General features: G+C 66.0%; 21 protein-coding genes and 1 pseudogene. 12 read left to right on the top strand and 10 right to left on the bottom strand.

Annotated features, from left to right (window positions below; genetic code table 11):
* Window positions 1–199: 199 nt before the first annotated feature.
* Window positions 200–2,599, top strand: coding sequence for a putative bifunctional diguanylate cyclase/phosphodiesterase (locus H7I57_RS01155; protein WP_264021401.1), 2,400 nt, complete (start codon window positions 200–202; stop codon window positions 2,597–2,599).
* Between the two features lie 62 nt (window positions 2,600–2,661).
* Here H7I57_RS01155 and H7I57_RS01150 read toward each other — a convergent pair whose 3' ends face one another.
* From H7I57_RS01150 to H7I57_RS01140, 3 genes are all read right to left on the bottom strand, one after another.
* Complete coding sequence (locus H7I57_RS01150; RefSeq protein ID WP_264021400.1) at window positions 2,662–3,012, bottom strand: hypothetical protein; 351 nt, start codon at window positions 3,010–3,012, stop codon at window positions 2,662–2,664.
* A 141-nt stretch (window positions 3,013–3,153) separates the two neighbouring features.
* Window positions 3,154–3,567, bottom strand: coding sequence for a SufE family protein (locus tag H7I57_RS01145; protein ID WP_264021399.1), 414 nt, complete (start codon window positions 3,565–3,567; stop codon window positions 3,154–3,156).
* Window positions 3,564–4,460, bottom strand: a complete 897-nt coding sequence (locus H7I57_RS01140) for a sulfurtransferase (RefSeq protein ID WP_264021398.1) — start codon at window positions 4,458–4,460, stop codon at window positions 3,564–3,566. Before H7I57_RS01140 ends, H7I57_RS01145 begins: the two co-directional genes overlap by 4 nt.
* A 175-nt stretch (window positions 4,461–4,635) precedes the next feature.
* Between H7I57_RS01140 and H7I57_RS01135 the strand changes: the two genes are divergently transcribed.
* Together H7I57_RS01135 and H7I57_RS01130 are read left to right on the top strand one after the other, a co-directional pair.
* Window positions 4,636–6,015 (top strand): MFS transporter, encoded by a 1,380-nt coding sequence (locus tag H7I57_RS01135; protein ID WP_264021397.1) that lies wholly within the window; start codon window positions 4,636–4,638, stop codon window positions 6,013–6,015.
* Between the two features lie 2 nt (window positions 6,016–6,017).
* A complete protein-coding gene (locus H7I57_RS01130) occupies window positions 6,018–7,484 on the top strand; it encodes an NAD-dependent succinate-semialdehyde dehydrogenase (protein WP_264021395.1) in 1,467 nt (488 codons plus the stop codon).
* On the opposite strand, the gene H7I57_RS01125 is transcribed toward H7I57_RS01130, so the two are convergent.
* From H7I57_RS01125 to H7I57_RS01115, 3 genes are all read right to left on the bottom strand, one after another.
* The gene (locus H7I57_RS01125) at window positions 7,471–8,139 is read right to left on the bottom strand and encodes a GntR family transcriptional regulator (protein ID WP_264021394.1); all 669 of its coding nucleotides are present in this window, start codon (window positions 8,137–8,139) and stop codon (window positions 7,471–7,473) included. The two genes, H7I57_RS01130 and H7I57_RS01125, sit on opposite strands and share 14 nt — an antisense overlap.
* On the bottom strand, window positions 8,136–8,855 hold the full coding sequence (locus H7I57_RS01120) for a maleate cis-trans isomerase family protein (RefSeq protein ID WP_264021393.1): 720 nt from the start codon (window positions 8,853–8,855) through the stop codon (window positions 8,136–8,138). Before H7I57_RS01120 ends, H7I57_RS01125 begins: the two co-directional genes overlap by 4 nt.
* Before the next feature lie 73 nt (window positions 8,856–8,928).
* Window positions 8,929–9,651: a maleate cis-trans isomerase family protein gene (locus H7I57_RS01115; protein WP_264021392.1), complete on the bottom strand. Its 723-nt coding sequence runs from the start codon at window positions 9,649–9,651 to the stop codon at window positions 8,929–8,931.
* Between the two features lie 120 nt (window positions 9,652–9,771).
* Between H7I57_RS01115 and H7I57_RS01110 the strand changes: the two genes are divergently transcribed.
* From H7I57_RS01110 to H7I57_RS01100, 3 genes are read left to right on the top strand one after another with little or no spacing between them, the layout of a single operon-like run.
* On the top strand, window positions 9,772–10,710 hold the full coding sequence (locus H7I57_RS01110) for a D-2-hydroxyacid dehydrogenase (RefSeq protein ID WP_264021445.1): 939 nt from the start codon (window positions 9,772–9,774) through the stop codon (window positions 10,708–10,710).
* Window positions 10,710–12,119: an amidase gene (locus H7I57_RS01105; RefSeq protein ID WP_264021444.1), complete on the top strand. Its 1,410-nt coding sequence runs from the start codon at window positions 10,710–10,712 to the stop codon at window positions 12,117–12,119. Before H7I57_RS01110 ends, H7I57_RS01105 begins: the two co-directional genes overlap by 1 nt.
* Entirely contained in the window at window positions 12,116–12,622 is a 507-nt protein-coding gene (locus tag H7I57_RS01100) for a DUF3830 family protein (RefSeq protein WP_264021391.1), read from the top strand. Before H7I57_RS01105 ends, H7I57_RS01100 begins: the two co-directional genes overlap by 4 nt.
* Here the strand turns inward: H7I57_RS01100 and H7I57_RS01095 are convergent.
* Window positions 12,610–13,746: pseudogene (locus tag H7I57_RS01095) on the bottom strand (acyltransferase family protein); the annotation flags it as partial. The gene H7I57_RS01100 and the pseudogene H7I57_RS01095 sit on opposite strands and share 13 nt — an antisense overlap.
* A gap of 448 nt (window positions 13,747–14,194) precedes the next feature.
* Here H7I57_RS01095 and H7I57_RS01090 point away from each other — a divergent pair.
* The gene (locus H7I57_RS01090; RefSeq protein ID WP_264021390.1) at window positions 14,195–14,560 is read left to right on the top strand and encodes a PASTA domain-containing protein; all 366 of its coding nucleotides are present in this window, start codon (window positions 14,195–14,197) and stop codon (window positions 14,558–14,560) included.
* A gap of 197 nt (window positions 14,561–14,757) precedes the next feature.
* The gene (locus tag H7I57_RS01085; protein ID WP_264021389.1) at window positions 14,758–15,087 is read left to right on the top strand and encodes a PASTA domain-containing protein; all 330 of its coding nucleotides are present in this window, start codon (window positions 14,758–14,760) and stop codon (window positions 15,085–15,087) included.
* A 338-nt stretch (window positions 15,088–15,425) separates the two neighbouring features.
* Here the strand turns inward: H7I57_RS01085 and H7I57_RS01080 are convergent, their stop codons facing one another.
* Genes H7I57_RS01080 through H7I57_RS01070 form a run of 3 tightly spaced genes read right to left on the bottom strand, consistent with a single transcriptional unit; the run spans window position 15,426 to window position 18,057 of the window.
* Window positions 15,426–16,049 (bottom strand): Maf family protein, encoded by a 624-nt coding sequence (locus tag H7I57_RS01080; RefSeq protein ID WP_264021388.1) that lies wholly within the window; start codon window positions 16,047–16,049, stop codon window positions 15,426–15,428.
* Window positions 16,050–16,107: 58 nt separating this feature from the next.
* Entirely contained in the window at window positions 16,108–16,389 is a 282-nt protein-coding gene (locus tag H7I57_RS01075; RefSeq protein WP_264021387.1) for an acyl-CoA carboxylase subunit epsilon, read from the bottom strand.
* A 42-nt stretch (window positions 16,390–16,431) separates the two neighbouring features.
* Window positions 16,432–18,057 (bottom strand): acyl-CoA carboxylase subunit beta, encoded by a 1,626-nt coding sequence (locus H7I57_RS01070; RefSeq protein ID WP_264021386.1) that lies wholly within the window; start codon window positions 18,055–18,057, stop codon window positions 16,432–16,434.
* Window positions 18,058–18,489: 432 nt separating this feature from the next.
* Between H7I57_RS01070 and H7I57_RS01065 the strand changes: the two genes are divergently transcribed.
* The 4 genes from H7I57_RS01065 to H7I57_RS01050 all read left to right on the top strand — a co-directional run.
* Window positions 18,490–18,918 carry a hypothetical protein gene (locus H7I57_RS01065; protein ID WP_264021384.1) on the top strand — a complete coding sequence of 143 codons (429 nt, stop codon included), beginning with the start codon at window positions 18,490–18,492 and terminating at the stop codon, window positions 18,916–18,918.
* 843 nt (window positions 18,919–19,761) lie between these two features.
* Complete coding sequence (locus H7I57_RS01060) at window positions 19,762–20,196, top strand: hypothetical protein (protein ID WP_264021383.1); 435 nt, start codon at window positions 19,762–19,764, stop codon at window positions 20,194–20,196.
* A 104-nt stretch (window positions 20,197–20,300) separates the two neighbouring features.
* A complete protein-coding gene (locus tag H7I57_RS01055) occupies window positions 20,301–22,160 on the top strand; it encodes a DUF4012 domain-containing protein (protein WP_372510081.1) in 1,860 nt (619 codons plus the stop codon).
* Between the two features lie 552 nt (window positions 22,161–22,712).
* A partial coding sequence (locus H7I57_RS01050) for a YveK family protein (protein ID WP_264021382.1) occupies window positions 22,713–23,592 on the top strand: 880 nt, incomplete at its 3' end.

Here is a 23,592-nt window from a genome sequence, read left to right as displayed (position 1 = left end):
ACGGCCGATCGGACGCGCAACGCCGCACTTCAAAGCGATGCTCCGGCAGTGGTCCACACGAGTCGGCAAAGCCGGCGAGCATTTGTCCGGGAAATCGCGTTCGGCCGAGGCGGTCCGTGGAAGTAGATGCTCAAACATCGCGTGAGGCCACGTGTTTTACACACATCACGCCGTTTTTGGCGAATCAGTGGCGGTTACCATGACCATCGCCGCCGGTCTGTCGGCCCAGCCGGCGCGGAGGTGGCGACTGCAGGCCGCCCTGTTGGCGGTGATCGCGGGATTCGTGGTGTCCACGATCTTTGACCTGCGTGTGCAACCGGGTTCCTCGTGGTGGATGAACGGGATTTGGCAGAACCTGGCCTACGTCGCGGCCGCTGCGCTGTGTCTGGTGCGGATACCGGCGGCCTCGCCTGACCGGGCAGCCTGGCGGATCATCGCGTTGGGCCTGTTCTTCCTCGGGCTGGCGAACACCTACTACCAGTGGTTTCTTCGACCGTTGGAGCCCGCGCCGATCCCGCTGCTGGCCCACGCGCTCTGGCTTGCCTTCTATCCCTGTGCCTACCTCGGATTGGTGCTGTTGATTTGGCCTCGGGTGCCGCGGCTGCCCCTGGGCCTGGCGCTGGACGGCGTGGTGGTCGCATTGGGGGCGGCGACCCTCGGCGCGGCGGCCGTCATCCCGCAATCGATGGCGGATCACGGGGAAAGCGTCGCTCGGGCGGCGGCCACCCTCATGTATCCGATGGCCGATCTGCTGCTTCTGACGTTGGTGATGTTCGCCGTGTCGCTGCTTTCCTGGCGACCGCCGACGTCGATGTGGTGGCTGGCCGGAGGATTCGCCTTGTTCGCGTTGGTGAATTCGGTCATCGGTGCGGCGCACGACCTGTCGGAGCCGGATGGACTGTTCAACGTGGGAACTGTGATCGCCACCATGCTGATCGCCCTAGCACCCGGACAGCATCGGCGCCGTGCGAGCACCCGGCCTCCTCCGACGTGGGCTCCGTTGGCGGCGCCGCTGTTGGCGGCCTGCGCAGCGATCAGCGTGTTGGCCGCGGCGCGGTACATCCCGATGGCGCCGGTCGGCGGCTGGATTGCGGTGGCGACACTGCTGGCGGCACTGGGTCGCCTCGCGGTGGCGTTCTTGGAAGCGCGGCATTCCAGCGAGCATGCACACCAAGCGCGCACCGACGATCTAACGGCCTTGCTGAATCGTCGTGGCTTCTATGAGCGAGCCTCGGAAATCCTGTCGGCAAGTGCCGGCGGCGACGAGTCCCACGCGCTTCTGTTGCTTGATCTCGATCACTTCAAAGACGTCAACGATTCACTCGGGCACGCTGCCGGCGACGAGTTGCTCCGATTGGTCGCCGTCAGGCTGATCGGTTCGCTCGACGAGCACGACCTGCTGGGCCGCCTCGGCGGGGATGAGTTCGCCCTCTTGGTGTCGTGTGCCGACACCGACGAAGCGAAGCTGACGGCAGCGGAGCTGATCGCAGCGCTCGGGGTGGGTGTAGACATCGACGGAGTGGAGGTACATGCCGACGCCAGCATCGGTATCGCCATCACGTCAGAGCACGGCCGCGACCTGGGAACACTGTTGCGGTACGCCGACATCGCCATGTACCGGGCCAAGGAAGCTCGCGCCAGCGCCATGGCCTACACCGCCGAATTGCACGGGCATGGCCCCACGCGCGCGGGGCTGGAGATGCTGGCTCAACTACGTCGGGCGATCGAGCGCGCCGAACTGGCCGTGCACTACCAACCGAAATTCTCGTTGGCAACCGGTGAGATCGTCGGGGTCGAGGCGTTGGTCCGCTGGCCGCATCCCAGCCTGGGGTTGCTCTATCCCGACCAGTTCTTGCCGCTGGCCCGGCGCAACAGCCTGATGTACGCACTGACCGAGTTCGTCGTGGAACGTGCCCTCGACGACGCCGGCCAGTGGCGCACTCGAGGACATTCGGTGCCGGTGGCGGTAAACCTGTCGCCACCCACCTTCGCCGACCGGGATTTTCCGGTCCGGATGGTCGACGCGGTGACCCGTCATCAACTGACACCGGCAGACCTCGCCGTCGAAATCACCGAAGACTTTGTTCTGGGCAACCTCGAACGGGCCCGCGCTGTGCTGGTCGACCTCCGCGACCTCGGCTTCAGGATTGCGATCGACGACTTCGGCAGCGGGTACTCGGCTCTGTCCTACTTGCGGGAGCTGCCGATCGACGAAGTCAAACTCGACCGCTCGTTCATCGCGCCGATAACGGCGGATGCTGATGCGGCTGCGATTGTGCGCGCCGTGATTGCCTTATCGAAAACTCTTCGCCTGACCACCGTCGCCGAGGGCGTCGAAACCGCCGAGACCGCGGCGCTGCTCGACTCGTATGGATGCGACGCGGTTCAAGGCCACTACTTCAGCCCGCCGGTGAGCGCTGCCGACCTGCTTCAACTCTTGGGCCGAGCCACTGTCCCGCCGGACGACACGCAGCAGGGTGGTGGCTCGCGGCGATCGTCGTCATCGCCACCTGGGCGGCCTGCCACGGCGCGCTCGAAGTCGTTTCCGTTGTCGAGATTCCTCCCGGTCCGCCACCTGCAGCGGAAACGGTCAGGCTAAGCGGGACGCGATCTCGCTTCTGACTGAGCCGATTCCGTCCAGCGCGAGGTCGACGCAGGAGGTCAGCGCAGGCCGCCCTGGATACCGTGGTGCCAGCCGCTGCGGAAGTTGTCCGCACGGGGAACCTGAGGCCTGCTCGGCACGGCGATCATCGATCCGGTGACATCGCCCTGGGCGTGGACTTCGAGGATGTCGGCGCCGCGCACTTCTCCCCAGGTCGAGTCGTGCCGGACCCCGCCGCTCGTCGTCGACGCCGCCTGGCGGCTGCTCACCCGCGTGTCGGAGCGGATCTCCTCGGCGTTGGCGGTTCCCGCGCTCACGCCGATGAAGGCGGCCGAGGCCGCCGTCGCAATCGCGCCGACCACGCCCATCTTCGTCATGGAGCAATTGCGCCTTGCGGTGGTCTTGGCCATTTTCTGTGAGTCTCCTGAATAGTCGCTGTCAGAACGCTGTCGATCACCTGGTTGTTCTGCACCCTAACAGCTAGCGCACGGTGGTCGGCGCACTCTTCGGAAGCCCTTAGAAAACAACGGCTTTCGACCGCAGAGCCGCTTCTACTGCAAACGACGCTTGATCCGGGACAGCATCGCCGACATGCCGCGCAGCCGCAACGGGCTGATCAGCGCCGCCAGCCCCAGATCGCCGTAGAAGTCGTCGGGGACGGCGAGGATATCGGCGGCCGATTGCCGGTCCAGGCCGGCAGCCAGGATCGCGGCGAACCCACGGGTGGTCGGGGCCTCGGCCGGCGCGCTGAAGTACAGCCGCACCCGCGAGCGATCCTCGGCGTCGACGTGCAGGAACAGCGGCGACTGGCATTCGGGCACCGGCTCCATCGCCGCCTCTTCGAGGTCGGCGGGCAGTTCCGGGAGTTCGTTGGCGAACTCGAGCAGCATGGCGAGCTTGTCCTGGCCGTCGACCTCCTTGAAGTCCGACACCACCTCGGCCAGTGCGGCCGGCATACCGGTCATGGCGAGGGCGCCTCGCCCGGCTCGTCTCCCACCGCGACGGGGACGCGCACCGCGTTGCCCCACTCGGTCCAGGAGCCGTCGTAGTTACGCACGCCGGGCAGGCCGAGCAGGTGGGTCAGCACGAACCAGGTGTGGCTGGAACGCTCGCCGATGCGGCAGTACACCACCGTCTTGTTCTCGGGATCGAGGAAGTCGGCGTAGAGCTCCTCGAGTTCGGGGCGGCTGCGGAACTTGCCGTTGTCCAGCGCGGCCTTGGCCCACGGGATCGACACCGCGGTCGGGATGTGGCCGCCGCGCAGCGCGCCTTCCTCGGGGTAATCGGGCATGTGGGTGCGTTCGCCGGTGTACTCCTGCGGGGACCGCACGTCGATCAGCGGCCGCTTGCCCAGTACCGACAGGACGTCCTCCTTGAACGCGCGGATCGGGGCGTCGTCGCGCTCGACGACGGGGTAGCCGGTGGTCTGCCTGGACGGCACGTCCAGGGTGGTGTCGCGACCGTCGGAGATCCACAGGTTGCGTCCGCCGTCGAGCAGGCGCACGTCGGGGTGGCCGAACAGCGTGAACACCCACAGCGCGTAGGCGGCCCACCAGTTGCTCTTGTCGCCGTAGATGACGACGGTGTCGTCACGCGCGATGCCCTTGCGGTTCATCAGCTCGGCGAACTGCTCGCCGGTGATGTAGTCACGCACGTGCGGGTCGTTGAGGTCGGTGTGCCAGTCGATCTTGACCGCGCCGGGGATGTGGCCGGTGTCGTAGAGCAGCACGTCCTCGTCGGACTCGACGATGGCCAGGCCTGGGCGGCCGAGGTTGCCGGACAGCCAGTCGGCGGTGACCAACCGTCCGGGGTGGGCGTAGGACTGCAGTGTGGGGCTGGGATCAGCAGGTAGCGGCACATGGTCAGCCTACCGTCGCAGCACCCGTGGGTCGGGGGGCTCCGAGATCGACCGTTTGAAATCCCGTTTCTTGGGTACGGGGGACAGGTGCAGCCGATCTTGATTGGTCCGCGTGACGCATCGTTGCCGGCGTGGAGCAGCCTTCCGACACCGTCCCCGACTTGAGGAGCTCCCGATGAGCCGCCCCGACGAACCCGCCGCCACCCAGGAGGAACCGTCACCTGCGGTACTGAAGAAGGCCATCGCGGCGTCGGCGATCGGCAACGCCACCGAGTGGTTCGACTACGGCCTCTACGCCTACGGCGTCACCTACATCTCGGCGGCCATCTTCCCCGGCGACACCGCGGAAGCCACGCTGTTCGCCCTGACGACCTTCGCGGTGTCGTTCCTGGTGCGCCCCCTGGGCGGGTTCGTCTGGGGGCCGCTCGGTGACCGGCTCGGCCGCAGGCAGATCCTGGCGATCACCATCGTGCTGATGGCCACCGCCACCTTCTGTGTCGGCCTGGTGCCGTCGTATGACTCGATCGGGTTCTGGGCGCCGGTGCTGATGGTGTTCCTGCGGATGGTCCAGGGCTTCTCCACCGGCGGCGAGTACGGCGGGGCGGCCACCTTCATGGCCGAGTACGCGCCGGCGCGCCGCCGCGGCTTCATGGGCAGCTTCCTCGAATTCGGCACGCTGGCAGGCTTTTCCGCGGGCGCGCTGATGATGCTGGGGTTCTCCGCGGTGCTCAGCGACGACCAGATGGGCAGCTGGGGCTGGCGCCTGCCGTTCCTGATCGCGGCGCCGCTCGGCATCGTCGGCATCTACCTTCGGACCAGGCTCGAGGACACCCCGGTGTTCCGGGAACTGGAGGCGCAGGGCAAGGAAGAGGAGAACGTCGGTTCGGAGTTCAAGGACCTCATCACCCGTTACTGGGCGCCGATCCTGAAGCTCGTCGGCCTGGTGGTGGCGCTCAACGTCGTGAACTACACGCTGCTGAGCTACATGCCGACCTACCTCGAGCAGTCCATCGGGCTGTCCACCAACTTCTCGCTGGTGGTGCCGATCATCGGCATGCTGGCGATGATGGTGTTCGTGCCGTTCGCCGGGCACCTGTCCGACCGGGTCGGCCGCAAACCGCTGTGGTGGGTGTCGCTGGCCGGTCTGTTCGTCGCGGTGGTCCCGATGTTCATGTTGATGTCCACCGGTGTGGTGGGGGCGATCATCGGCTTCGCGGTGCTGGGCCTGCTGTATGTGCCTCAGCTGGCGACGATCTCGGCGATGTTCCCGGCGATGTTCCCGACGCAGGTGCGCTTCGCGGGCTTCGCGATCGCCTACAACGTGTCGACGTCGATCTTCGGCGGCACCGCGCCTGCGGTCAACGAGTGGCTGGTCACCGAGTCCGGCAACAACCTGTGGCCGGCGTTCTACATGATGGGCGCGGTGGTCGTCGGGATGATCGCGCTGTCGCGGGTGCCCGAGACCACCCGCTGCCCGATCAACGGCACCGAGATCCCCGGCACGCCGGAGGCGCCGCCGCAGTTGGAGTACGAGACGGCGGGGAGCCGGTCCTGACGGTGGACTCCTGCGACGAAGCCCGGGTCGTCGACGCCGTCGACAAGCGACTGTTCATCGACGGCACGTGGGTGGACGCCAGCGGCGGGCGCACCTCCGAGGTGCTCGACCCGTCCTCGGGCGCGACGCTGTGCGCGGTCGCCGACGCCGCCCCGCAGGAGGGCCGGGCGGCGCTGGACGCCGCGGTCGCCGCGCAACCGGGCTTCGCCGCCACCCCGCCGCGGGAGCGCGCCGACATTCTCACCCGCGCGTTCGGGTTGCTGCACGAGCGCATCGACGACCTGGCGTTGCTGATGACGCTGGAGATGGGCAAGCCGCTGGCCGAGGCCCGCGGTGAGATCGCCTATGCCGCAGAGTTCTTCCGGCACTCCGCCGGCGAGGCGGAGCGGATCGACGGCGGATACCAGACCGCGCCGGCCGGCGGCTCGCGCTTCCTGGTCGCCCGTCAGCCGGTGGGGCCGTGCCTGCTGATCACGCCGTGGAACTTCCCGATGGCGATGGGCACCCGCAAGCTCGGCCCGGCCATCGCCGCCGGGTGCACCAGCGTCATCAAGCCGGCCCCGCAGACGCCGCTGTCGATGCTGGCGCTGATGGACATCCTCACCGAGGCCGGGCTGCCCGCCGGCGCCGTCAACTGCATCACCACCACCGACGCCGGCGGGGTGCTGGAGCCGATGATCAGGTCGGGGCTGGCCCGCAAGCTGTCGTTCACCGGGTCGACCCAGGTGGGCCGGTTGCTGCTGGAGCAGTGCGCGGAGAAGATCCTGCGCACGTCGATGGAACTCGGCGGCAACGCGCCGCTGCTGGTGTTCGACGACGCCGATCTCGAGGAGGCCGTCGAGGGCGCGGTGGCGGCCAAGATGCGCAACATGGGGGAGGCGTGCACCGCGGCCAACCGGATCTACGTCCACTCGTCGATCATCGACGAGTTCGGCCGCATGCTGGCCGAGCGGATGGCGGCGCTGCCCGTCGGCCGGGGCACCGAGGCCGGCGTCAAGGTCGGTCCGCTGATCGACGACGCCGCCCTGCGCAAGGTGCAGACGCTGGTCGACGACGCCGTCGCCCGCGGCGCCTCCGTCCTGACCGGCGGCTCGGCGCCCGGCGGTGCGGGGTTCTTCTATCCGCCCACGGTGCTGACCGGTGTGCCGCGTGACGCGCAGATGTCCGCGCAGGAGATCTTCGGGCCCGTCGCGCCGCTGACCGCGTTCGAGACAGAGGAGGAGGCCGTCGCGGCCGCCAACGACACCGAATACGGTTTGGTGTCTTACGTTTTCACCAACAATCTGCGCCGGGCGCTGCGGGTCGCCGAGGCGTTGGAGACCGGGATGGTGGGCCTGAACCAGGGCGTGGTGTCCAACCCGGCCGCGCCGTTCGGCGGCGTGAAGGCCTCGGGGCTGGGCCGAGAGGGTGGGTCGGTGGGCATCGACGAGTTCCTGGAGACGAAGTACATCGGCATCAAGATGGGCTGAATACGGCCTCGTCCTGGTCGATCAGCCTGGCCAGCGCGTCGTCCATGTGGGCCACCAACAGCTCGTCGGTGCGGTCGCGGTCGCCCGAGCGGATCGCCGACGCCAGGATGCGGTGCTCCTGCTCGCGGTAGTCGGACTTGGCGTAGCTCTCGGCCAGGGCGTGGATGCACATCCGCGTCTCGGTGATGAACGTCTGGTGCATCCGCGCCAGCCGCGGGCTCCCGGAGAGCTCCACGAGCCGCTCGTGGAAGGCGATGTCGAGCTCGCTGGCCTCCGCCGAGGTGATGGCCCGGCCCATCTGGTCGACGATCAACAGCAGCTCGTCGCCCGCCTTGACGTAGGCGCCGCCGAGGATCTTGCGGGCGGCGGCGCGCTCGACGGCCTCGCGGGCCAGGTACATGTCGCGGACGTCGTCGGGGGTCAATTCGGTGACGAAGATGCCGCGGTTGCGGATCGCGACCAGCAGCCCCTCCTGGGTGAGGCGCTGCATGCCCTCGCGCAGCGGACCGCGGCTGACCCCGAGCTGGCGCGCCAGTTCCGCCTCGCCGAGCTGCGCGCCGGGTTCCAGCTCGCCGTGGCCGATCGCCGCCCGCAGCTTGTCGGCGATGATGCTGGGCGTCGTCTCCTGCACCAGCGGGCCGATGTGGCTGGTCACCGGCCACCCCCGAACAGCGCGCCGAGCCCGGGTAAGGCCGGCACCGGCCCGAGCAGTTCCAGGCCTTTCCACACCGTGACCTGGTTGGCGGTCAGCACCGGCTTGCCGACCGCGGTCTCCAGGTCCTCGATGATCGCGAGGGTGTGCATCGCGGTGTCGGGGACCAGCACCGCCTCGGCGTCGGGGTGGTCGGCGGCGGTGACCATCGCGACGACCTGGCCGGGTTCCAGCGTGCCGACCTCGGCGGCGGTGTAGATGCCGTGGCTGCCCATCGACACCACCTGCACGCCGCCGGCGGACAGGAAGCCGACGAAGTGCTGGGCGACGTCGTCGGGGTAGGACGCCGCGACGGCGACCCTGTCGATCCCGAGGTGACGCAGCGCGTCGACGAACGCCAGGGACGTGGAGGAGGCAGGCACCCCGGCGGCGGCGGCGACCGCGGACACCTGGTCGCGGGCGCCCTGCACGCCGAACACGAAGCTGCCCGAGGTGCACGCCCACATCACCGCGTCCGGGTTCTCGGGCGCCAGTTGCGCGGCGCCGTCGGCCAGGCGGGTGTCGCTGCCGAGGTCGAGCAGGGCGTCGACGCGGTGGGCGTCCTCACCGACGGAGGTGATCACCACCGGCAGCCGCACCGCCCCGGCGATCCGGTCCTCGAGTGCGGGGAAGTCGTCCTCGGCGCTGTGGCCGGGGTAGAGCAGGCCGACCGTCGGCATGCGGCCCTCCTTGGCTGACACCGAAATGAGTGGATTGTCAACAATGTTAGCGGCAGGGGTTCGGCGTCGGTGCTCAGCGCTCCATCAGCTGCTGGCCGGGGCCGACGGCCTTGCGGCCGATCAGGCCCAGCGCCAGCCACATGGTGACCTGGTTGGCGGTCAGCACGGGCTTGCGCAGTTCGCCTTCGAGCGGGGCGATCACGTCGTAGGTGGGCATGTTGGTGCAGCTGATGAACACGGCTTCTGCCTGGTCGTTGTCGGTGTGGCGCACCAGTTGGGCGGTGACGTCGTGGGGCACCGTCCAGATGTCGGAGATCAGCCCGAGGCCGGCGGCGGCGGTGACCTCGATCCCGGCCTCGCCGAGGTAGGCGGTCAGTCCCACCGTCAGGTCCGCGGTGTACGGGGTGGCGATGGCGAGCCGGCGGATGCCCATGTGGCGCAGCGCGTCGAGCAGGGCGCCGCTGGTGGTCAGCGCTGCGGGTGCGCCTGCCGCGAGCATGGAGGCCACCAGGGCCTGTTCGCCTGCCGGGCCGCCGACGAAGCTGCCCGACGTGCAGGCGTAGGCGGTGACCAGCGGCGATACTGCGGAGATGTCGGCTACGCAGTGGGCGGCGGTCTCCGGGTCGGAGATGTGCATCGCCATCTCCATGGTCGCCGCCATCGGGGCGTAGGGCATCCGGGTGAGGTGCAGGCTGACGTCGTCGGGCAGCCATCGCCATAACTCCCGGTCAAGCGCGAAATCGTAGGGTACGACGACCCCGATTCCGGCCTGCAGTAGGGGTGGCGACGGCTTCATTTTCACAGTGTGGGGCCGATGCGACCCGCCCGCAAGTCCGATTGTTGACAATCAGACGGTTCGATTCCTAGCCTCGACCCCGTGCCTCGAACGAGACCGGTTGTCGCGGTGCTGTGCGCCATGGCGGAGGACCGGCCACCGGGGCTCGAGGATCTGGACGCTGAGCTGCGGTTCTGCACCGCCGACGGGCTGGCCGAGGCGGTCCGCGGAGCGCGGGCGTTGCTGCTGTGGGACTTCTTCTCCAGCGCCGTGGCCGATGTGTGGGACCGGGCGACGGACCTGGAGTGGATTCACATCACCGCCGCAGGGGTGGACACCCTGCTGTTCGACGACCTTCGGGCCTCCGAGGTCGTGGTGACCAACGCGCGCGGGGTGTTCGACCGGCCGCTGGCCGAGTACGTGCTCGGCGCCGTGCTGGCCCACGCCAAGGACAGCCGCACCAGCTTCGACCTGCAGCGCCGCCACGAGTGGCGGCACCGCGAGACGCGCGCCATCACCGGCGCCACCGCGTTGGTGGTGGGCACCGGCGGCATCGGCCGCGAGACCGCCAGGCTGCTGCGCGCGGCCGGGATGGTGGTCCGCGGGGCGGGACGGCGGGCCGTCGCCGAGGATCCCGACTTCGGTGAGATCATCGACAGCGCAACCCTTTCCGCGCATGCCGGGTGGTGTGACCATCTGATCCTGGCCGCCCCGCTGACCCCGGCGACGCGCGGCCTGGTCGATGCGGCAGTGTTGGCCGCGATGAAGCCCGACGCGCATCTGGTGAACATCGCCCGCGGCCCGATGGTCGACGAGGCCGCACTGCTGGCGGCGCTGACCGAAGGCGAGATCGGGGGAGCGACGCTCGACGTGTTCGACACCGAACCGCTGCCCGCCGACCACCCGCTGTGGGACGCGCCCAACGTGACGATCACCGCGCACATGTCGGCCGACGTCGTCGGCTGGCGTGACGTGTTGGCCGCCCAGTTCGCGGCCAACGCGCGGCGCTGGCTGGCCGGCGAACCGCTGCACAACGTCGTGGACAAGGCGCTGGGCTACGTGCCGGGTGCGGCGCCGTGATGATGGAGGCCACCGAACTCGTTGCGGGCTACCGTGATCGGAGCATCTCCCCGGTGGAGGCCACCCGGGCCGCGCTGGACGCGATCGAGCGCCACGACCCGGCGGTCAACGCCTTCGTGCTGGTGGACGCCGAGGGGGCGCTCGCGGCGGCCAGGGAATCGGAGGCCCGCTGGCACGCCGGGGAGCCGCTCGGGCCCGGCGACGGGGTGCCGACGTCGATCAAGGACGTGCTGTGGACCCGCGGCTGGCCGACGCTGCGCGGCAGCGCGCTGATCGACGCAGCGGGTCCGTGGGACGAGGACGCGCCGTGCGTGGCGCGGTTGCGGGAGACCGGCGCGGTGTTCCTGGGCAAGACGACGACGCCGGAGTACGCGTGGAAGGGCGTCACCGACTCGCTGCGGTACGGGGCGACCGGCAACCCGTGGCATCCGGGCATGACGGCGGGCGGGTCCAGCGGGGGCAGCGCGGCGGCGGTCGGGCTGGGCATGGGCGCGTGGTCGGTCGGCACGGACGGCGGTGGCTCCGTGCGCATTCCGGCGGCCTTCACCGGCACCGTCGCGCTCAAGCCGACCTACGGTCTGGTCCCGCACTACCCGCCGAGCCCGTTCGGGACGCTGGCGCACGTCGGTCCGATGACGCGGACCGTGCGCGACACCGCGGCGCTGCTGGACGTGATCACCGGGTTCGACGCGCGCGACTGGTCGGCGCTGCCGACGCCGCCCGGGTCGTTCCTCGACGGCCTCGACGACGGGGTGGCCGGCCTGCGGATCGCGTACTCGCCGAACCTGGGCTTCGTCCGCAACGACCCGGATGTCGACGCCGCGGTGCGCGCCGCCGTGGCGGTGCTGGACGACGCGGGGGCGGTGGTCGACGAGGTCGACCCGGGTTTCCCCGACCCGGTGGAGGCGTTCCACGTGCTGTGGTTCTCCGGGGAGGCCAAGGTGCTGGAAGGCTATCTGGATGGCACTGCCGACCTGGCGACGTTGGCGGGCCGCGCCGACGCGGGGCTGCTGCGCACCGCGCAGACCGGCACGGCGTTCTCGGCGTCGGACTACCTGGACGCCACCGCGGTCCGAATGCAGTTGGGGCAGTTGATGGGTCGGTTCCACCAGCGCTACGACGTGCTGGTGACCCCGACGCTGCCGCTGCCCGCGTTCGGCGTCGGCCGGGACGTCCCGGACGGATCGGCCTCGCCGGACTGGACGAGTTGGACGCCCTACACCTACCCGTTCAACCTGACCCAGCAGCCCGCGCTGAGCGTGCCGTGCGGCTTCACCGCCGCCGGCCTGCCGGTCGGCCTGCAGATCGTCGGCCCCCGGCACGCCGACGCGCTGGTGCTGCGGGTGGGGCAGGCCTATCAGTCGGCCACCGAGTGGCATCGACGCACACCGAAACTGGAGGAACTGTGAGTCGTTGGATCACCGTCTCGTTGGACAAGCGCGGCGTGACGTGCACGGCCCGCCTGCTCGACGAGCAGGCGCCCCGCACGTGTGCCGCGGTGTGGGATGCGCTGGCTGGAGGACAGGTCTCCGCACAAGTTTTTCATGGCAAGTACGCCCGCAACGAGATCTACACACTGCTGCCCGCGTTCACCGGTGCCGACCCGGGTAAGGAGAACACCACGGTCACCCCGATCCCCGGCGACCTGTGCTGGTTCTCGTTCGACTCCGACGACCTGGGCAACCCCGCGTACGGGTATGAGAACACCACCGGCACAGGCACAACGGGCGCGATCGTGGATCTCGCGTTGTTCTACGGGCGCAACAATCTGCTGATCAACGGTGACCAGGGCTGGATTCCCGGGAACGTCTTCGGTGCCATCACCGAGGGCCTCGAGGAGATGGCCGCGGCCTGCCAGGACCTGTGGATGGGTGGGGTGCGCGGGGAGACGCTGAGCTTTCAGCGCGCCTGAACGACCGCGGCGGGCGGTCGGGGGGCGCCCCGCTCGTAGGCGTCGGGCCGCATCGCGTAGGTGATCAGGCTGACGGCCAGCAGCGCCAGCGCGGCGACCACGGCGACCTTGGTCGCCCGCTCGGGTTGGTAGAGGCCGTGCTTGATCTCGTCCCGGATTTCGCGGGCCCGCTGCCGGCCCGCGTACCGCAGCGGGTTCTCGACCAGGTGATAGATCGCGAGCGCCAACCCGAACGCGAGCGCCAACACGGTGGCGTAGTAGTACGCGCTGGTGGCCATCATCGTCGCGAGCAGGACGACCACCGGCCAGTGCACCAGGTACAGCGAATAGGAGATGTCCCCGAGATAGGTGCAGGCCCGGTTGCGCAGCAGGCCCTGCAGGATCGGCTCACCGCCAACACCGGCGGCGATCACCAGGGCGGCGCCCGCCACCGGCAGCAGCGCCCACGGCGCCGGGAAGCCCGCGGTCTCCGCGTCGATCAGGAACATGCTCGCGCCGATGAGTCCGACTCCCGCCCACGACAGCACCGGCTTCAGCAGCACCGGGATGCGGGAGAGCGCTCCGGTCGCGGTCGCCAGCAGGGCACCCACCCCCAACTCCCAGACGCGGGAGAACGTGTTGAAGAACGCCCACGCCGGTGACGATGCGGTCTCGTAGACGGCGAAGCCCAGGGATGCGGCGACGACGACGCCCATGACGGCGCCGGTGACCAGCAGCCAGCGGGCATGGCTCCACGCCCAGCGCACGGCGATCAGGCTGATCACGAAAATCAGTGCGGGCCAGACGAAATAGAACTGCTCCTCGATCGACAGCGGCCAGTAGTGCTGCAGGGGAGACACCAGTTCGGTCGCTGTGGCGGAGTACGCGCCCTGGGCAGCGAAGTGCCAGTTCGCCAGGAAGGCGAGGGCGAACAGCGCGTCCACGCCGACGTCCCGGGCTCCCGGCGGTGGCAGGACGTAGATCGACGCGGCACAGGTCAGGGCCAGGACGAGGGCCGCTGCGGGGACGATGCGGCGCAGTCGATCGAAGTAGAATTTCGTGAACGACAGCGTGCCGGTTTCCCCGGCGGTTCGCAGCAGACCGTCGGTGACGAAGAAGCCGGCAATCACGAAGAAGACGTCGACGCCGACGAAACCGCCCGCGGGTCACCCCCACAGATGCGCGGCGAACACGGCGAGAACCGCCAGTGCACGCAAACCTTGAACATCGAGGCGGTAGTTTGCTCGTTCTGCACGAGCGCGGCGTCGCCGCGACGACTCACGATATCGATCAAGCACAGTAGTCACTTTTGTGCCCCCCGGCTGAGTATCCCGATACATCAGATTTTCGCTGAATACCCACACTCGCGCATCTTGGCAACGGCGATGTGTCTCAGGTCACGCGCATCGGCGGCGGAACTCATGCTGCGTGATTCCTGCGTCGTTCCTGCTGATTCGCTGGCGACTCCGACGCCCGGGCGTCGTGGCCCTTATCGTTGGCCAGGGAAGTGCACGCAACCGGGCGCTGCTGAATCCAACGTGGGAATTAGCCACTGTCGCAAGGGTTTTCAGGTGAACATGGAGAGGATTGACGATGAAGCAGCGCATCATGGCGACAGTGGCGACAACGTGCGCCCTGGCTGTGGGTGTGATCGGGGTTGCGGCGCCGGCAGCGGCGGCGCGGGACGGCAAGGTGTATTCCTCGGGTTCCAACGACACTTCCTGGGTGATGCCGGATGTCGACGGGATGGTGCTCAAGCACGCGATCCTCACCGTGGAGAAGGTCACCGCGCCCGTGGAATTGAACATCGGAACTGTCGCCAAGGGTGACCAACCCGTGATCAACCAGGAGGACTGGGTGGTGTGCGGACAGTCCCCGAAGAAGGGCGCGCCGATCTCGCAGGAGACCAAGAAGGTCACCCTCGCAGTGCAGCGACCTCATGACGACACCTGCGCCTGACGCGGCGCCCGGTCGGCCGGTGTCCGGATCACCGAATTGTATTCCGGGGACGCAAGACGCCTGACCTGGGAGTAAGCTAACCGGTTTCCTCCCGAATCCCTCGAGCTAACGCGGCGAGACCGTTTCGTTACAGAAACACTACGGCGAATCGACTACTGTTCGACAGGGGTTGGGACTGACTTCGAGGGGGTTGTGCGGTGCGCAGGCAAATCATTGCGATGACGGTTGCGGTTCTCGCTGCGACGATTGGGTTCGCGGGTCAGGCGGGAGCAGAGACCAGTTCGGAATGGGAGATGCCGAACGTACGCAACATGGTGCTGCAGCAGGCGATAGATGCTGTGTACGACGTAACTGGTCCGGTCGACTTGAAATTCGACTTGCTGGATAAGGTCAACGGCCAGGATGTTCTTAACCTAACCAACTGGGAAGTCTGCGCGCAGAATCCGAGCGCAGGTGCGCAGATTTCAAAGAAGACCATGAAGGTCACTTTTTACGCGAAGCGATTCAATCAAACCGCTTGCGTATAGCCCGGACCGGTCCCCAGTAGGGGCGTCCTACGGTTGGCTATTGTTCGTCAAACCCCTGTATCGGGCCTCTTTGGGGCCCGAAATATCGCAGGTTCTCTTGGCTTCCGGCCTGTTGCGGCGCGCGACGCCGCGCCCCTCATTGGCACATCGGAGGGACAGATGAAGTCGGGCAGGCATTTCCGACTGGCCAGCAGGTTAGCGATGTCGTCCTCGTCCAACCGAGGTGATTGATCACCACCGTAGCCAGCCGGGCTTCATATAGACGTGACAAATATGTTATGTGAAGTCGCACTTGACTACGCCGCAGATGATAGTCAGGCCCTGCTAACGGTCGTCTATTACCAGAGATCGCCAATGAACAATCCCGCCTTGCGCAACATCAGGTGCACCAGGGGAAGGCTGAGGCCGATGACATTGGACGGGTCACCCTCGATCCGTTCGATGAACCATCCGCCGAGTCCGTCCAACGTGAATGCGCCCGCGACGTTGATGGGCTCCCCGCAGGCGATATAGCTGGCCAGTTCGTCGTCGGTCGGTGCTCCGAAATACACCGTGGTGCTTGCCGTTTCGGAGTCGGCGTGGGTGATGACACCGTCCGAGATGCGCAGCATCGCGTGCCCGGTGAGGAGGTGGCCGGTCGTCCCCGCCATCGCCAGCCATTGTTTACGCGCGGCTTCGGCGGAGCCGGGCTTACCCCAGAGCCTGTCGTCTCGGTACAGCATGGAATCGCAGCCGATCACGACGCAGTCGGAGGCGACGTCGTTCGGCAGTTGTGCGGCAACACTGACGGCTTTGGAGTTAGCGAGCGATGCCACCACAGCCTCCGGCGGCAGTCCGGGATCGAGCGACGCGAGCAGGGCGTCCTCGTCGACCTTGGAGACCACAACCAGCGGGTCGATACCGGCTTGACGCAGCACCCGCAGGCGGCCTGACGACGCCGAGCCCAAGACGAACCGGGTCATAACTCAATCCCCTTCGCGCGAGCGCTCATCAGGCGCTGTCTCCTCTTCGCGCGGGCGCTCATCGCCGCATGTGGGTCCGTTCCAGCAGGGTGACCCGCTGCCAGCTGGAGACGTTGTAGCGCAGCTTGTCCACCGGATGGCCCCACGGGTTGAGCTCCTGCGGGCCCGGTTCGGGGGCGGCGCCGCCGCCGGCGCCGGCGAGCACGGTCACCAACGCGGCGATCTCCTCCACCGACGGCTCGCCCTTGACGACCTGGAAATGCGGGTCCGGCTGCGGCGGATCATCGATCGTCATGTCCCGCGGGTCGGAGACCTCGACGATGTCGGCGTTGTGGTCCATTGCTGAACGTCCTTGTCTAGGAAGCAGATCCGGGTGGCGGGGTCAGAGCGGGATGTTGCCGTGCTTCTTCGGCGGGGTCTGCACGACCTTGCGCTCCAACAGCCGCAACGCGGTGCCGATGTAGCCGCGGGTGTGCGACGGCGGGATGACCGCGTCGACGTAGCCGCGTTCGGCGGCGACGTAGGGGTTCACCAGGGTGTCCTCGTAGGTCTGCTGCAGCTGCAGGCGCAGCGCATCGACGTCCTCGCCGTCCTTCGCAGCCTCCTTGAGCTGCTGGCGGTAGACGAAGCCCACCGCGCCTGAGGCACCCATGACAGCGATCTGAGCGGTCGGCCAGGCGACGTTGACGTCGCATCCCATGTCCTTGGACCCCATGACGCAGTAGGCGCCGCCGTAGGCCTTACGGGTGATGACGGTGATCTTGGCGACCGTGGCCTCGCCGTAGGCGTAGAGCAGCTTGGCGCCGCGGCGGATGATGCCGTTGTACTCCTGCTCGGTGCCGGGCAGGAAGCCCGGGACGTCGACGAGCATGACGATCGGGATGTTGAAGCAGTCGCAGGTGCGCACGAAGCGGGCGGCCTTCTCGGAGGCGTCGATGTCCAGGCAGCCGGCGAACTGGGTGGGCTGGTTGGCGACGATGCCGACCGGGCGGCCGTCGACGCGGCCGAACCCGATGATGATGTTGCGCGCGTAACCCGCCTGCACCTCGAGGAACTCGTCGTCGTCGAGGATACGGGTGATGACCTCGTGCATGTCGTACGGCTGGTTCGGCGAGTCCGGGATCAGCGTGTCCAGCTCGAGGTCCTCGTCGGTGAGGCTCTCCTCGATCGGGCCGGGGTGCGGCGCCGGGTAGCGCGGCGGCTCGGCGTAGTTGTTGGGGGGCAGGTAGCCCAGCAGGTCCCGGACGTAGTCGAGGGCGTCCTGCTCGCCGGAGGCGACGTAGTGCACGGTGCCCGACTTGGCCATGTGGGTGTGGGCGCCGCCGAGTTCTTCCATCGTGACGTCCTCGCCGGTGACGGTCTTGATGACGTCGGGGCCGGTGATGAACATCTGGCTGGTCTGGTCGACCATGATGACGAAGTCGGTCAGCGCGGGGGAGTAGACGTGCCCACCGGCGGCGGCGCCCATGATCAGCGAGATTTGGGGGATGACACCGGAGGCCAGGATGTTGTTGCGGAAGATCCGACTGTAGAGGCCCAGCGAGACGACGCCCTCCTGGATGCGGGCGCCGGCGCCGTCGTTGATACCGATCAGCGGGCGGCCGGTCTTGATGGCCAGTTCCTGAACCTTGACGATCTTCTCGCCGTACACCTCGCCGAGGGAGCCGCCGAACACGGTGGCGTCCTGGCTGAAGATGCAGACGTCGCGGCCGTCGATGGTGCCGTAGCCGGTGACCACACCGTCGCCGGTGGGCCGGTTCTTGTCCAGGCCGAAGTTGGTGGACCGGTGCTTGGCCAGTGCGTCGAGTTCGACGAACGAGTCCTCGTCGAGAAGCGCCAGGATGCGTTCGCGGGCGGTCAGCTTGCCCTTGGCGTGCACCTTCTCCACGGCGGTCTCGCCGACCGGGTGCAGGGCCTCTTCGGCGCGCCTGCGCAGGTCGGCCAGTTTCCCGGCGGTGGTGTGGATATCGATCTCGTGCTCGGCTTCGGGCTCAGTCACGCTGGTCATAGGTGTCGATGGTATCGGCGAGGGTTGGGCATGTCGCGCGTGGGTCTTAGTGGTCCCTTAAAAAAGCCTGTAGCGACAAGCAAGCACAGCACCTCGGTGGTTCCTCCTGATACGGCGGAAATGTGCACCGTGCAATTTCAGCCAGTGTTGCTTCTCCGGCCGCACTGCCGAAGGCCACGATAAAACCTCCATATAAAAGGATCCAGCAAACTTGCTGAGTCGAAGAGAGGACGTCGCATACTATGCCGAGAACCCCGTCGGGCCGCGGTTGAACTGTGCTAACTCGCGGGGTGGACCTGCAGCTGAGACCTGTTTTTCGGTGTTTGCCCGAAGCGTGCTCTTACCTGGTGAGTTGCAGTTGACAGGTCGGGTACCGTCTGCAAAGCTTCAAGCAATATCGAAGGGTACCGAGCCTTCTGTGGGGGGAAACAAATGAATGCTATTGCAACTAAGTGTCAGGTGACAGTTGCCGCTCTGGCGGTGGGGGCTGCTGCTGCCTTTGCTCCGGTCGCCGCGAATGCCGCTCCCGCGGTGCAGGTTCCGGCCGCTCCGGTGCAGCAGGTGGCGGGTGATTTCGCTGAGGCGCCAGGTGATTTCCTGTTCTTCAGTAAGGTCGTCTCGCTTCAGCTAATTGCCTCGAACATCAGATTCCGCTCGGGTGTCTTGGAGCGGAAGACCACTCGCCTCGAGGCGTATGCGGCTGCTAATCCCGGAACCTTCTTCGGGCAGCTGGCTGCGGCACGGGCAGCGCGTCTGGACGCGCGCCGAACGGCTTTGGGCGCTCTCACCTTCAGCGCCTGCAAGGATGGTGTCGGCATTATCGTCGGGCCGTACGGAACGGTGTCGCAGGGCGCCTGCTGACGCAGGTCGCAAAGGCCACGTTGGCTCGCATGCCAATATCGCGATAGCTCGCTTAGGCGAGCACGCCGAATGGTGAGCGGGTCGATGTCGGCATTCTGCAGCACATGCAGTCCGTACGGAGGCGCTTGGCATTCGGATGCCTCCACGTCATTCGATGAATATTCCCTTCTGCGAAAGCGGCACACATTCCATCGGCGCGACGGCTGCCTGATGCAGAAAGAGAACGGTCTGCCAACTCAGGCGCTATAAGGCGGCCCGAGTCTGCGGTGGCGTCACCTCATTATTGGGACTGGCCTAACTGCGACCCAACCAAATGCGCCCCATCCGTGCGCTGGTGTATACGCCCTGGTCTATTTGTCCTCCAACGACACTCGTCTTGCATTAGCGCGAAGAGGACATGGCGAGTGTGCAGGATTTCGACGATAAAGCATGGGGCGGTTCTCACCGTCGTCCGCCGGCGACTCCGTCAGCACGCCGGGATGAATCCGTCGATACCGGAGTCAGCCTCCCGAAGGATCCCAAGGCGCGGACCCACCGGCCAATTTTGGTCCTCGTCAACGCTTTCCCGGTCGGAGTCGCAGAATGCAAGCCGCTTTCCCCACTTGCACCCTCAGTGAAAAACGCGCCCGGCAATGCTACTCCTTAAGTTCCCTACAGTGGGCGACTTCGACCTCAGTCGCGAGCGCACGACTATGTCCGTGCGCCATTAAGTTTGGGGTGAACTGAGACTCTTGATGTCTGCCCGGCGAGTGCAATTCCTTTTTTTCGGATTCGGTTGACAGCCCTTGTCGCGTCTGGGATGCTTCCATCAACGTTGAAGGACGCTTAACCTTCCCTGGGGGGATGAATATGAATGCCATCGCAACTAAGTTTCAGGTGACAGCGGCCGCTCTCGCTGTGGGCGCTACCGCAGCTTTTGCTCCGATCGCCGCGAATGCCGCTCCCGCGGTACAGGTTCCGACCGCTCCGGTGCATCAGATGGTGGGCGATCTCGCGGAGGCGCCGGGCGATTTCCTGTTCTACACCCAGGTTATTTCGCTCCAAATAATTGCCTCGAACATCAGATGGCGTTCCTCCTCACTGGAGGGTAGGGCGCAAAGTCTCCAAGTGTATGCGGCCAACAATCCGGGCACGTTCTTCGGACAACTGGCGGCGGCAAGGGCACAGACACTCCTCGAGCGTCGCGCGGCCTTGGGCGCGCTTACTTTCAGTGCCTGCAAAGGCGATAAGGGCATTCAGGTCGGACCATACGGAACCGTAGACGGCGGCCCCTGCTAAAGGCGCAATGGCGTTCTGAACAAACACAACCATCAATTCATAGAGCTGGAGCCTGCGCGTCGCTACGCTGACGTGCAGGCTCCAACTATTTACAGGAAACTCGAGTGCGATTCTTCCCGCGACGCCAATCGGATCAAGACCCCAACGCCGATGACGGTGACGACACACGAACTGGTGACGACGATGGGCGCCGATGGCTGCCGGGATTCGTTCGTCGCCGCGAGTTCCTTTGGGGAGTTTCACTGCTGGTCCTCGTCGCCCTCGGGTTGGGATGCTGGGTCGCCGTCGGTGCTTTTCAAGCCAAGTCCAGTCTCGAGCAAGCCCGCAGCAGTGCTGAGGACGCCAAAGACGCGCTGCTAGATGGGAATACTGAAGCGGCGTCCAGATCAGCCGACGATGCGCTTGTCCGAGCGCAGGCGGCTCGCGACGCCACGCACTCCCTAGCGTGGAATATCGTCTCGGGACTGCCTTGGCTCGGCAGCCCGTTCAAGACTGGTCAGCAGGTCACTGAGGTCGTCCTCGGTCTCGCGTCGGATGTTCTACGGCCCGCAGCCGATGTCGGCATTTCGATCTCGCCCGATCGGCTGTACCGGGATGGACGCGTGGACGTCGACCTGCTCCGCAGCCAAGAGCCTCAGCTGAGCGAGTTGTCCGCCGACGCCACGCGCCTCAACCGTGAAGCCGGCGCGATCACGGACCCTCGATATGTGTCGCTCATGAGCGACGCGCGTACTGAACTTCAGGGTCAGATTTCCAGCATCACGTCGGTGATCGAGAATACGGCGTTGGCTGCGCGCTTGGCGCCATCGATGATGGGCGCAGACGGGCCGCGCACCTATTTCATGGGCTTTCAGACCAATGCCGAAGCGCGCGGAACCGGAGGACTGCTCGGCGGATTCGGGGTCCTCCGGTTCGACAACGGTGTGCCGTCCGTCGACACCCTGGCGCCGAACACGGACCTCGCTGACGCTATCGCGCCGATTGACCTCGGCCTCGAATTCGACCAACAGTATGGGTATGCCGAGCCGTTCACGGACTTCCGCAACAGCAACTTGAGTCCCCACTTTCCGTACGCCGCGCAGATATGGAAGACCATGTTTGCTGAGCAAACCGGAATCGACGTGGACGGAGTGATCGCCATCGACCCGGTCGCGCTGAGCTACATCCTGGGAGCCGTCGGGCCGATAACCATGCCGGATGGTGAGATCGTATCCAAAGACAATGTCGTCAAACTGACGGAATCGACCGCCTATGCTCGATTCCCGACGGATCAGGTTGCGCGCAAGCAGTACCTGCAGGACATCGCCAACGCCGTGGTCACGAAGATCACTGGAACGGTGAAGTCACCTCGGCAACTACTCGATGCGCTCGGCAAGGCGCTCAGTGAACGTCGCATCGCCATCTGGAGTGCCGTGCCGGAAGACCAGAAGCTCCTCGAACTGACTTCCCTTGCGCACGTGATCCCCGATGGCCCGGCTCCGTACGCTGCGGTGGTGATCAACAATCTCGGCGGGAACAAACTTGATTACTATCTGAAGACGGAAATCGAGTACGCCGCAGATGACTGCAAGGATGAAACAAGGGCTTCGACTGTCAACGTTAAGCTGACCAACACAGTGCCCAATGAGCCGTTGCCCGATTACGTGGCGGCGGCGGCGGGTCTGTCGCCCGAGTTACTCATTGAGGTTCCGAGGGGGACCAACATCGCGTCTGTACGTCTCTTCGCAACGAAGGATGCGGAACTGTCCGCCGCGATCCTCAATGGTGAGCGGGTGCCGGCAATCTTGAACACCGAACGCGGCCATCCGGTCTTCGAGGTTCAGGTCATCATTCCACCCGGTCAATCTGCCGACATCAGCTTTCAACTGTCCGAGCCAACCGTCCCCGGCGCACCCCGGGTGCCTACACAGCCTCTGGTCGACACGGTGGTACCGAAGGTGATGGTGCCTGAATGTCGGAGGTAAGCCTAAGACGCACGCACGTACGGGGGCCTTCTAGGAAAGCGGAAGTGACGATCATCGTTCCTTTGAAGGACGCAGTATGTCCAAATGCGGGGTTGTCGGAGTACGCCACAAGTACCGAGGGTCTTTTCGGCGATGTTCCGTTCGAGATGCTGAGCGGCACGAAGGCGACGTCAGTTCGTCTTCTCGGGACGACAAGCGCATCGTTGGTGAGTGCACTCATCAACGGCGAACGGATGCCTGTCATCGAACGAATGGAACGCGGTCAGCCAAGCTTGGAGGTGCAAATCCTCCTAACGTACGAACAGTCGAGGGAACTGAGCTTCCAAAAATCGGAACCGACATCGGCGGGCGCTCCACGTGTTCGGATTCAGCCGTCGGTGGACGGCGTGTCTCCCCTAGTATCGGTTTCCCAATGCTCGAAATAGGTCGAAGGCTCGCTGTGCCGGAAGTGCCTGCTGAACTTTCATGGACGGGCGAGGTGGGCTTGCGCCCTCTAGTGAGACCGGCCCGCAACGCGCCATATCCAGACCAGCCAGCAGTGAAGGGGTCGCATTGAATCTCCAGGACTTCATCAAGTTGCTACGCTCGCGCTGGATAACAGTCGGCGTGACGCTGGTGGTCGCAGTCCTGGGCGCCGTTGCCATTACTTTGCTCACGACTCCGCTCTACCAAGCGTCGACGAGACTCTTTGTGTCTACTACGTCCGGTTCATCGCTCTCCGACATATACCAGGGTAATCGCTTTTCGCAAGAACGCGTGGCCTCATACACCGAATTACTCAAGGGCGAGACCCTTGCTCAGCGCACTATAGACAAACTTGGCCTTGGCATGAGTGCGCAAGAGCTACAGGAGAAGGTCAAGGCGAGTGCAAAAGTCGACACAGTCCTGATCAATGTCGAGGTGCGGGACGAATCCGCCGTTCGGGCCCGCGATATCGCGAATACGTTGTCCGACGAGTTCGTTGCTATGGCGCGCGAATTGGAAACTNTCAATGTCGAGGTGCGGGACGAATCCGCCGTTCGGGCCCGCGATATCGCGAATACGTTGTCCGACGAGTTCGTTGCTATGGCGCGCGAATTGGAAACTCCGGAGAGCGGTGCAACGCCTGATTCTCGCGTTGTTGTCGAGCAACGTGCGTCAATTCCCGACCATCCAGTGATCCCGAACACCTCCCGCAACATCGCGATCGGCCTCGGCATCGGCGTGCTTTTCGGCGTAGGCCTCGCGATCCTTCGCGATGTGCTCGACAACACAGTAAAGGACCGCGAGACTCTCGAGCACATCACGGGTGCCGGGACCGTAGGCAGCATTCCGCTTGACAAAGAGCGGCGGAAGCAGCCAGCAATACCGTTTGATAGGGATAACTCAGCGATTGCTGAGGCGTTTCGCAAGTTGCGGACTAACTTACAGTTCCTGGCGGTTGACAACCCCC

It is taken from the genome of Mycolicibacterium pyrenivorans (assembly GCF_025821625.1).
Lineage (GTDB): Bacteria > Actinomycetota > Actinomycetes > Mycobacteriales > Mycobacteriaceae > Mycobacterium > Mycobacterium pyrenivorans.
This window is presented reverse-complemented; position numbering and strand designations above follow the sequence as displayed.

Coding starts and splice junctions, on each gene's coding strand:
- H7I57_RS01075 (WP_264021387.1), bottom strand. CDS start 16,389: ATGGACCACAACGCCGACATCGTCGAGGTCTCCGACCCGCGGGACATG.
- H7I57_RS01065 (WP_264021384.1), top strand. CDS start 18,490: ATGAATGCTATTGCAACTAAGTGTCAGGTGACAGTTGCCGCTCTGGCG.
- H7I57_RS01135 (WP_264021397.1), top strand. CDS start 4,636: ATGAGCCGCCCCGACGAACCCGCCGCCACCCAGGAGGAACCGTCACCT.
- H7I57_RS01120 (WP_264021393.1), bottom strand. CDS start 8,855: ATGCCGACGGTCGGCCTGCTCTACCCCGGCCACAGCGCCGAGGACGAC.
- H7I57_RS01110 (WP_264021445.1), top strand. CDS start 9,772: ATGGCGGAGGACCGGCCACCGGGGCTCGAGGATCTGGACGCTGAGCTG.
- H7I57_RS01155 (WP_264021401.1), top strand. CDS start 200: ATGACCATCGCCGCCGGTCTGTCGGCCCAGCCGGCGCGGAGGTGGCGA.
- H7I57_RS01150 (WP_264021400.1), bottom strand. CDS start 3,012: ATGGCCAAGACCACCGCAAGGCGCAATTGCTCCATGACGAAGATGGGC.
- H7I57_RS01105 (WP_264021444.1), top strand. CDS start 10,710: ATGATGGAGGCCACCGAACTCGTTGCGGGCTACCGTGATCGGAGCATC.
- H7I57_RS01145 (WP_264021399.1), bottom strand. CDS start 3,567: ATGACCGGTATGCCGGCCGCACTGGCCGAGGTGGTGTCGGACTTCAAG.
- H7I57_RS01060 (WP_264021383.1), top strand. CDS start 19,762: ATGAATATGAATGCCATCGCAACTAAGTTTCAGGTGACAGCGGCCGCT.
- H7I57_RS01070 (WP_264021386.1), bottom strand. CDS start 18,057: ATGACCAGCGTGACTGAGCCCGAAGCCGAGCACGAGATCGATATCCAC.
- H7I57_RS01090 (WP_264021390.1), top strand. CDS start 14,195: ATGAAGCAGCGCATCATGGCGACAGTGGCGACAACGTGCGCCCTGGCT.
- H7I57_RS01080 (WP_264021388.1), bottom strand. CDS start 16,049: ATGACCCGGTTCGTCTTGGGCTCGGCGTCGTCAGGCCGCCTGCGGGTG.
- H7I57_RS01115 (WP_264021392.1), bottom strand. CDS start 9,651: ATGAAGCCGTCGCCACCCCTACTGCAGGCCGGAATCGGGGTCGTCGTA.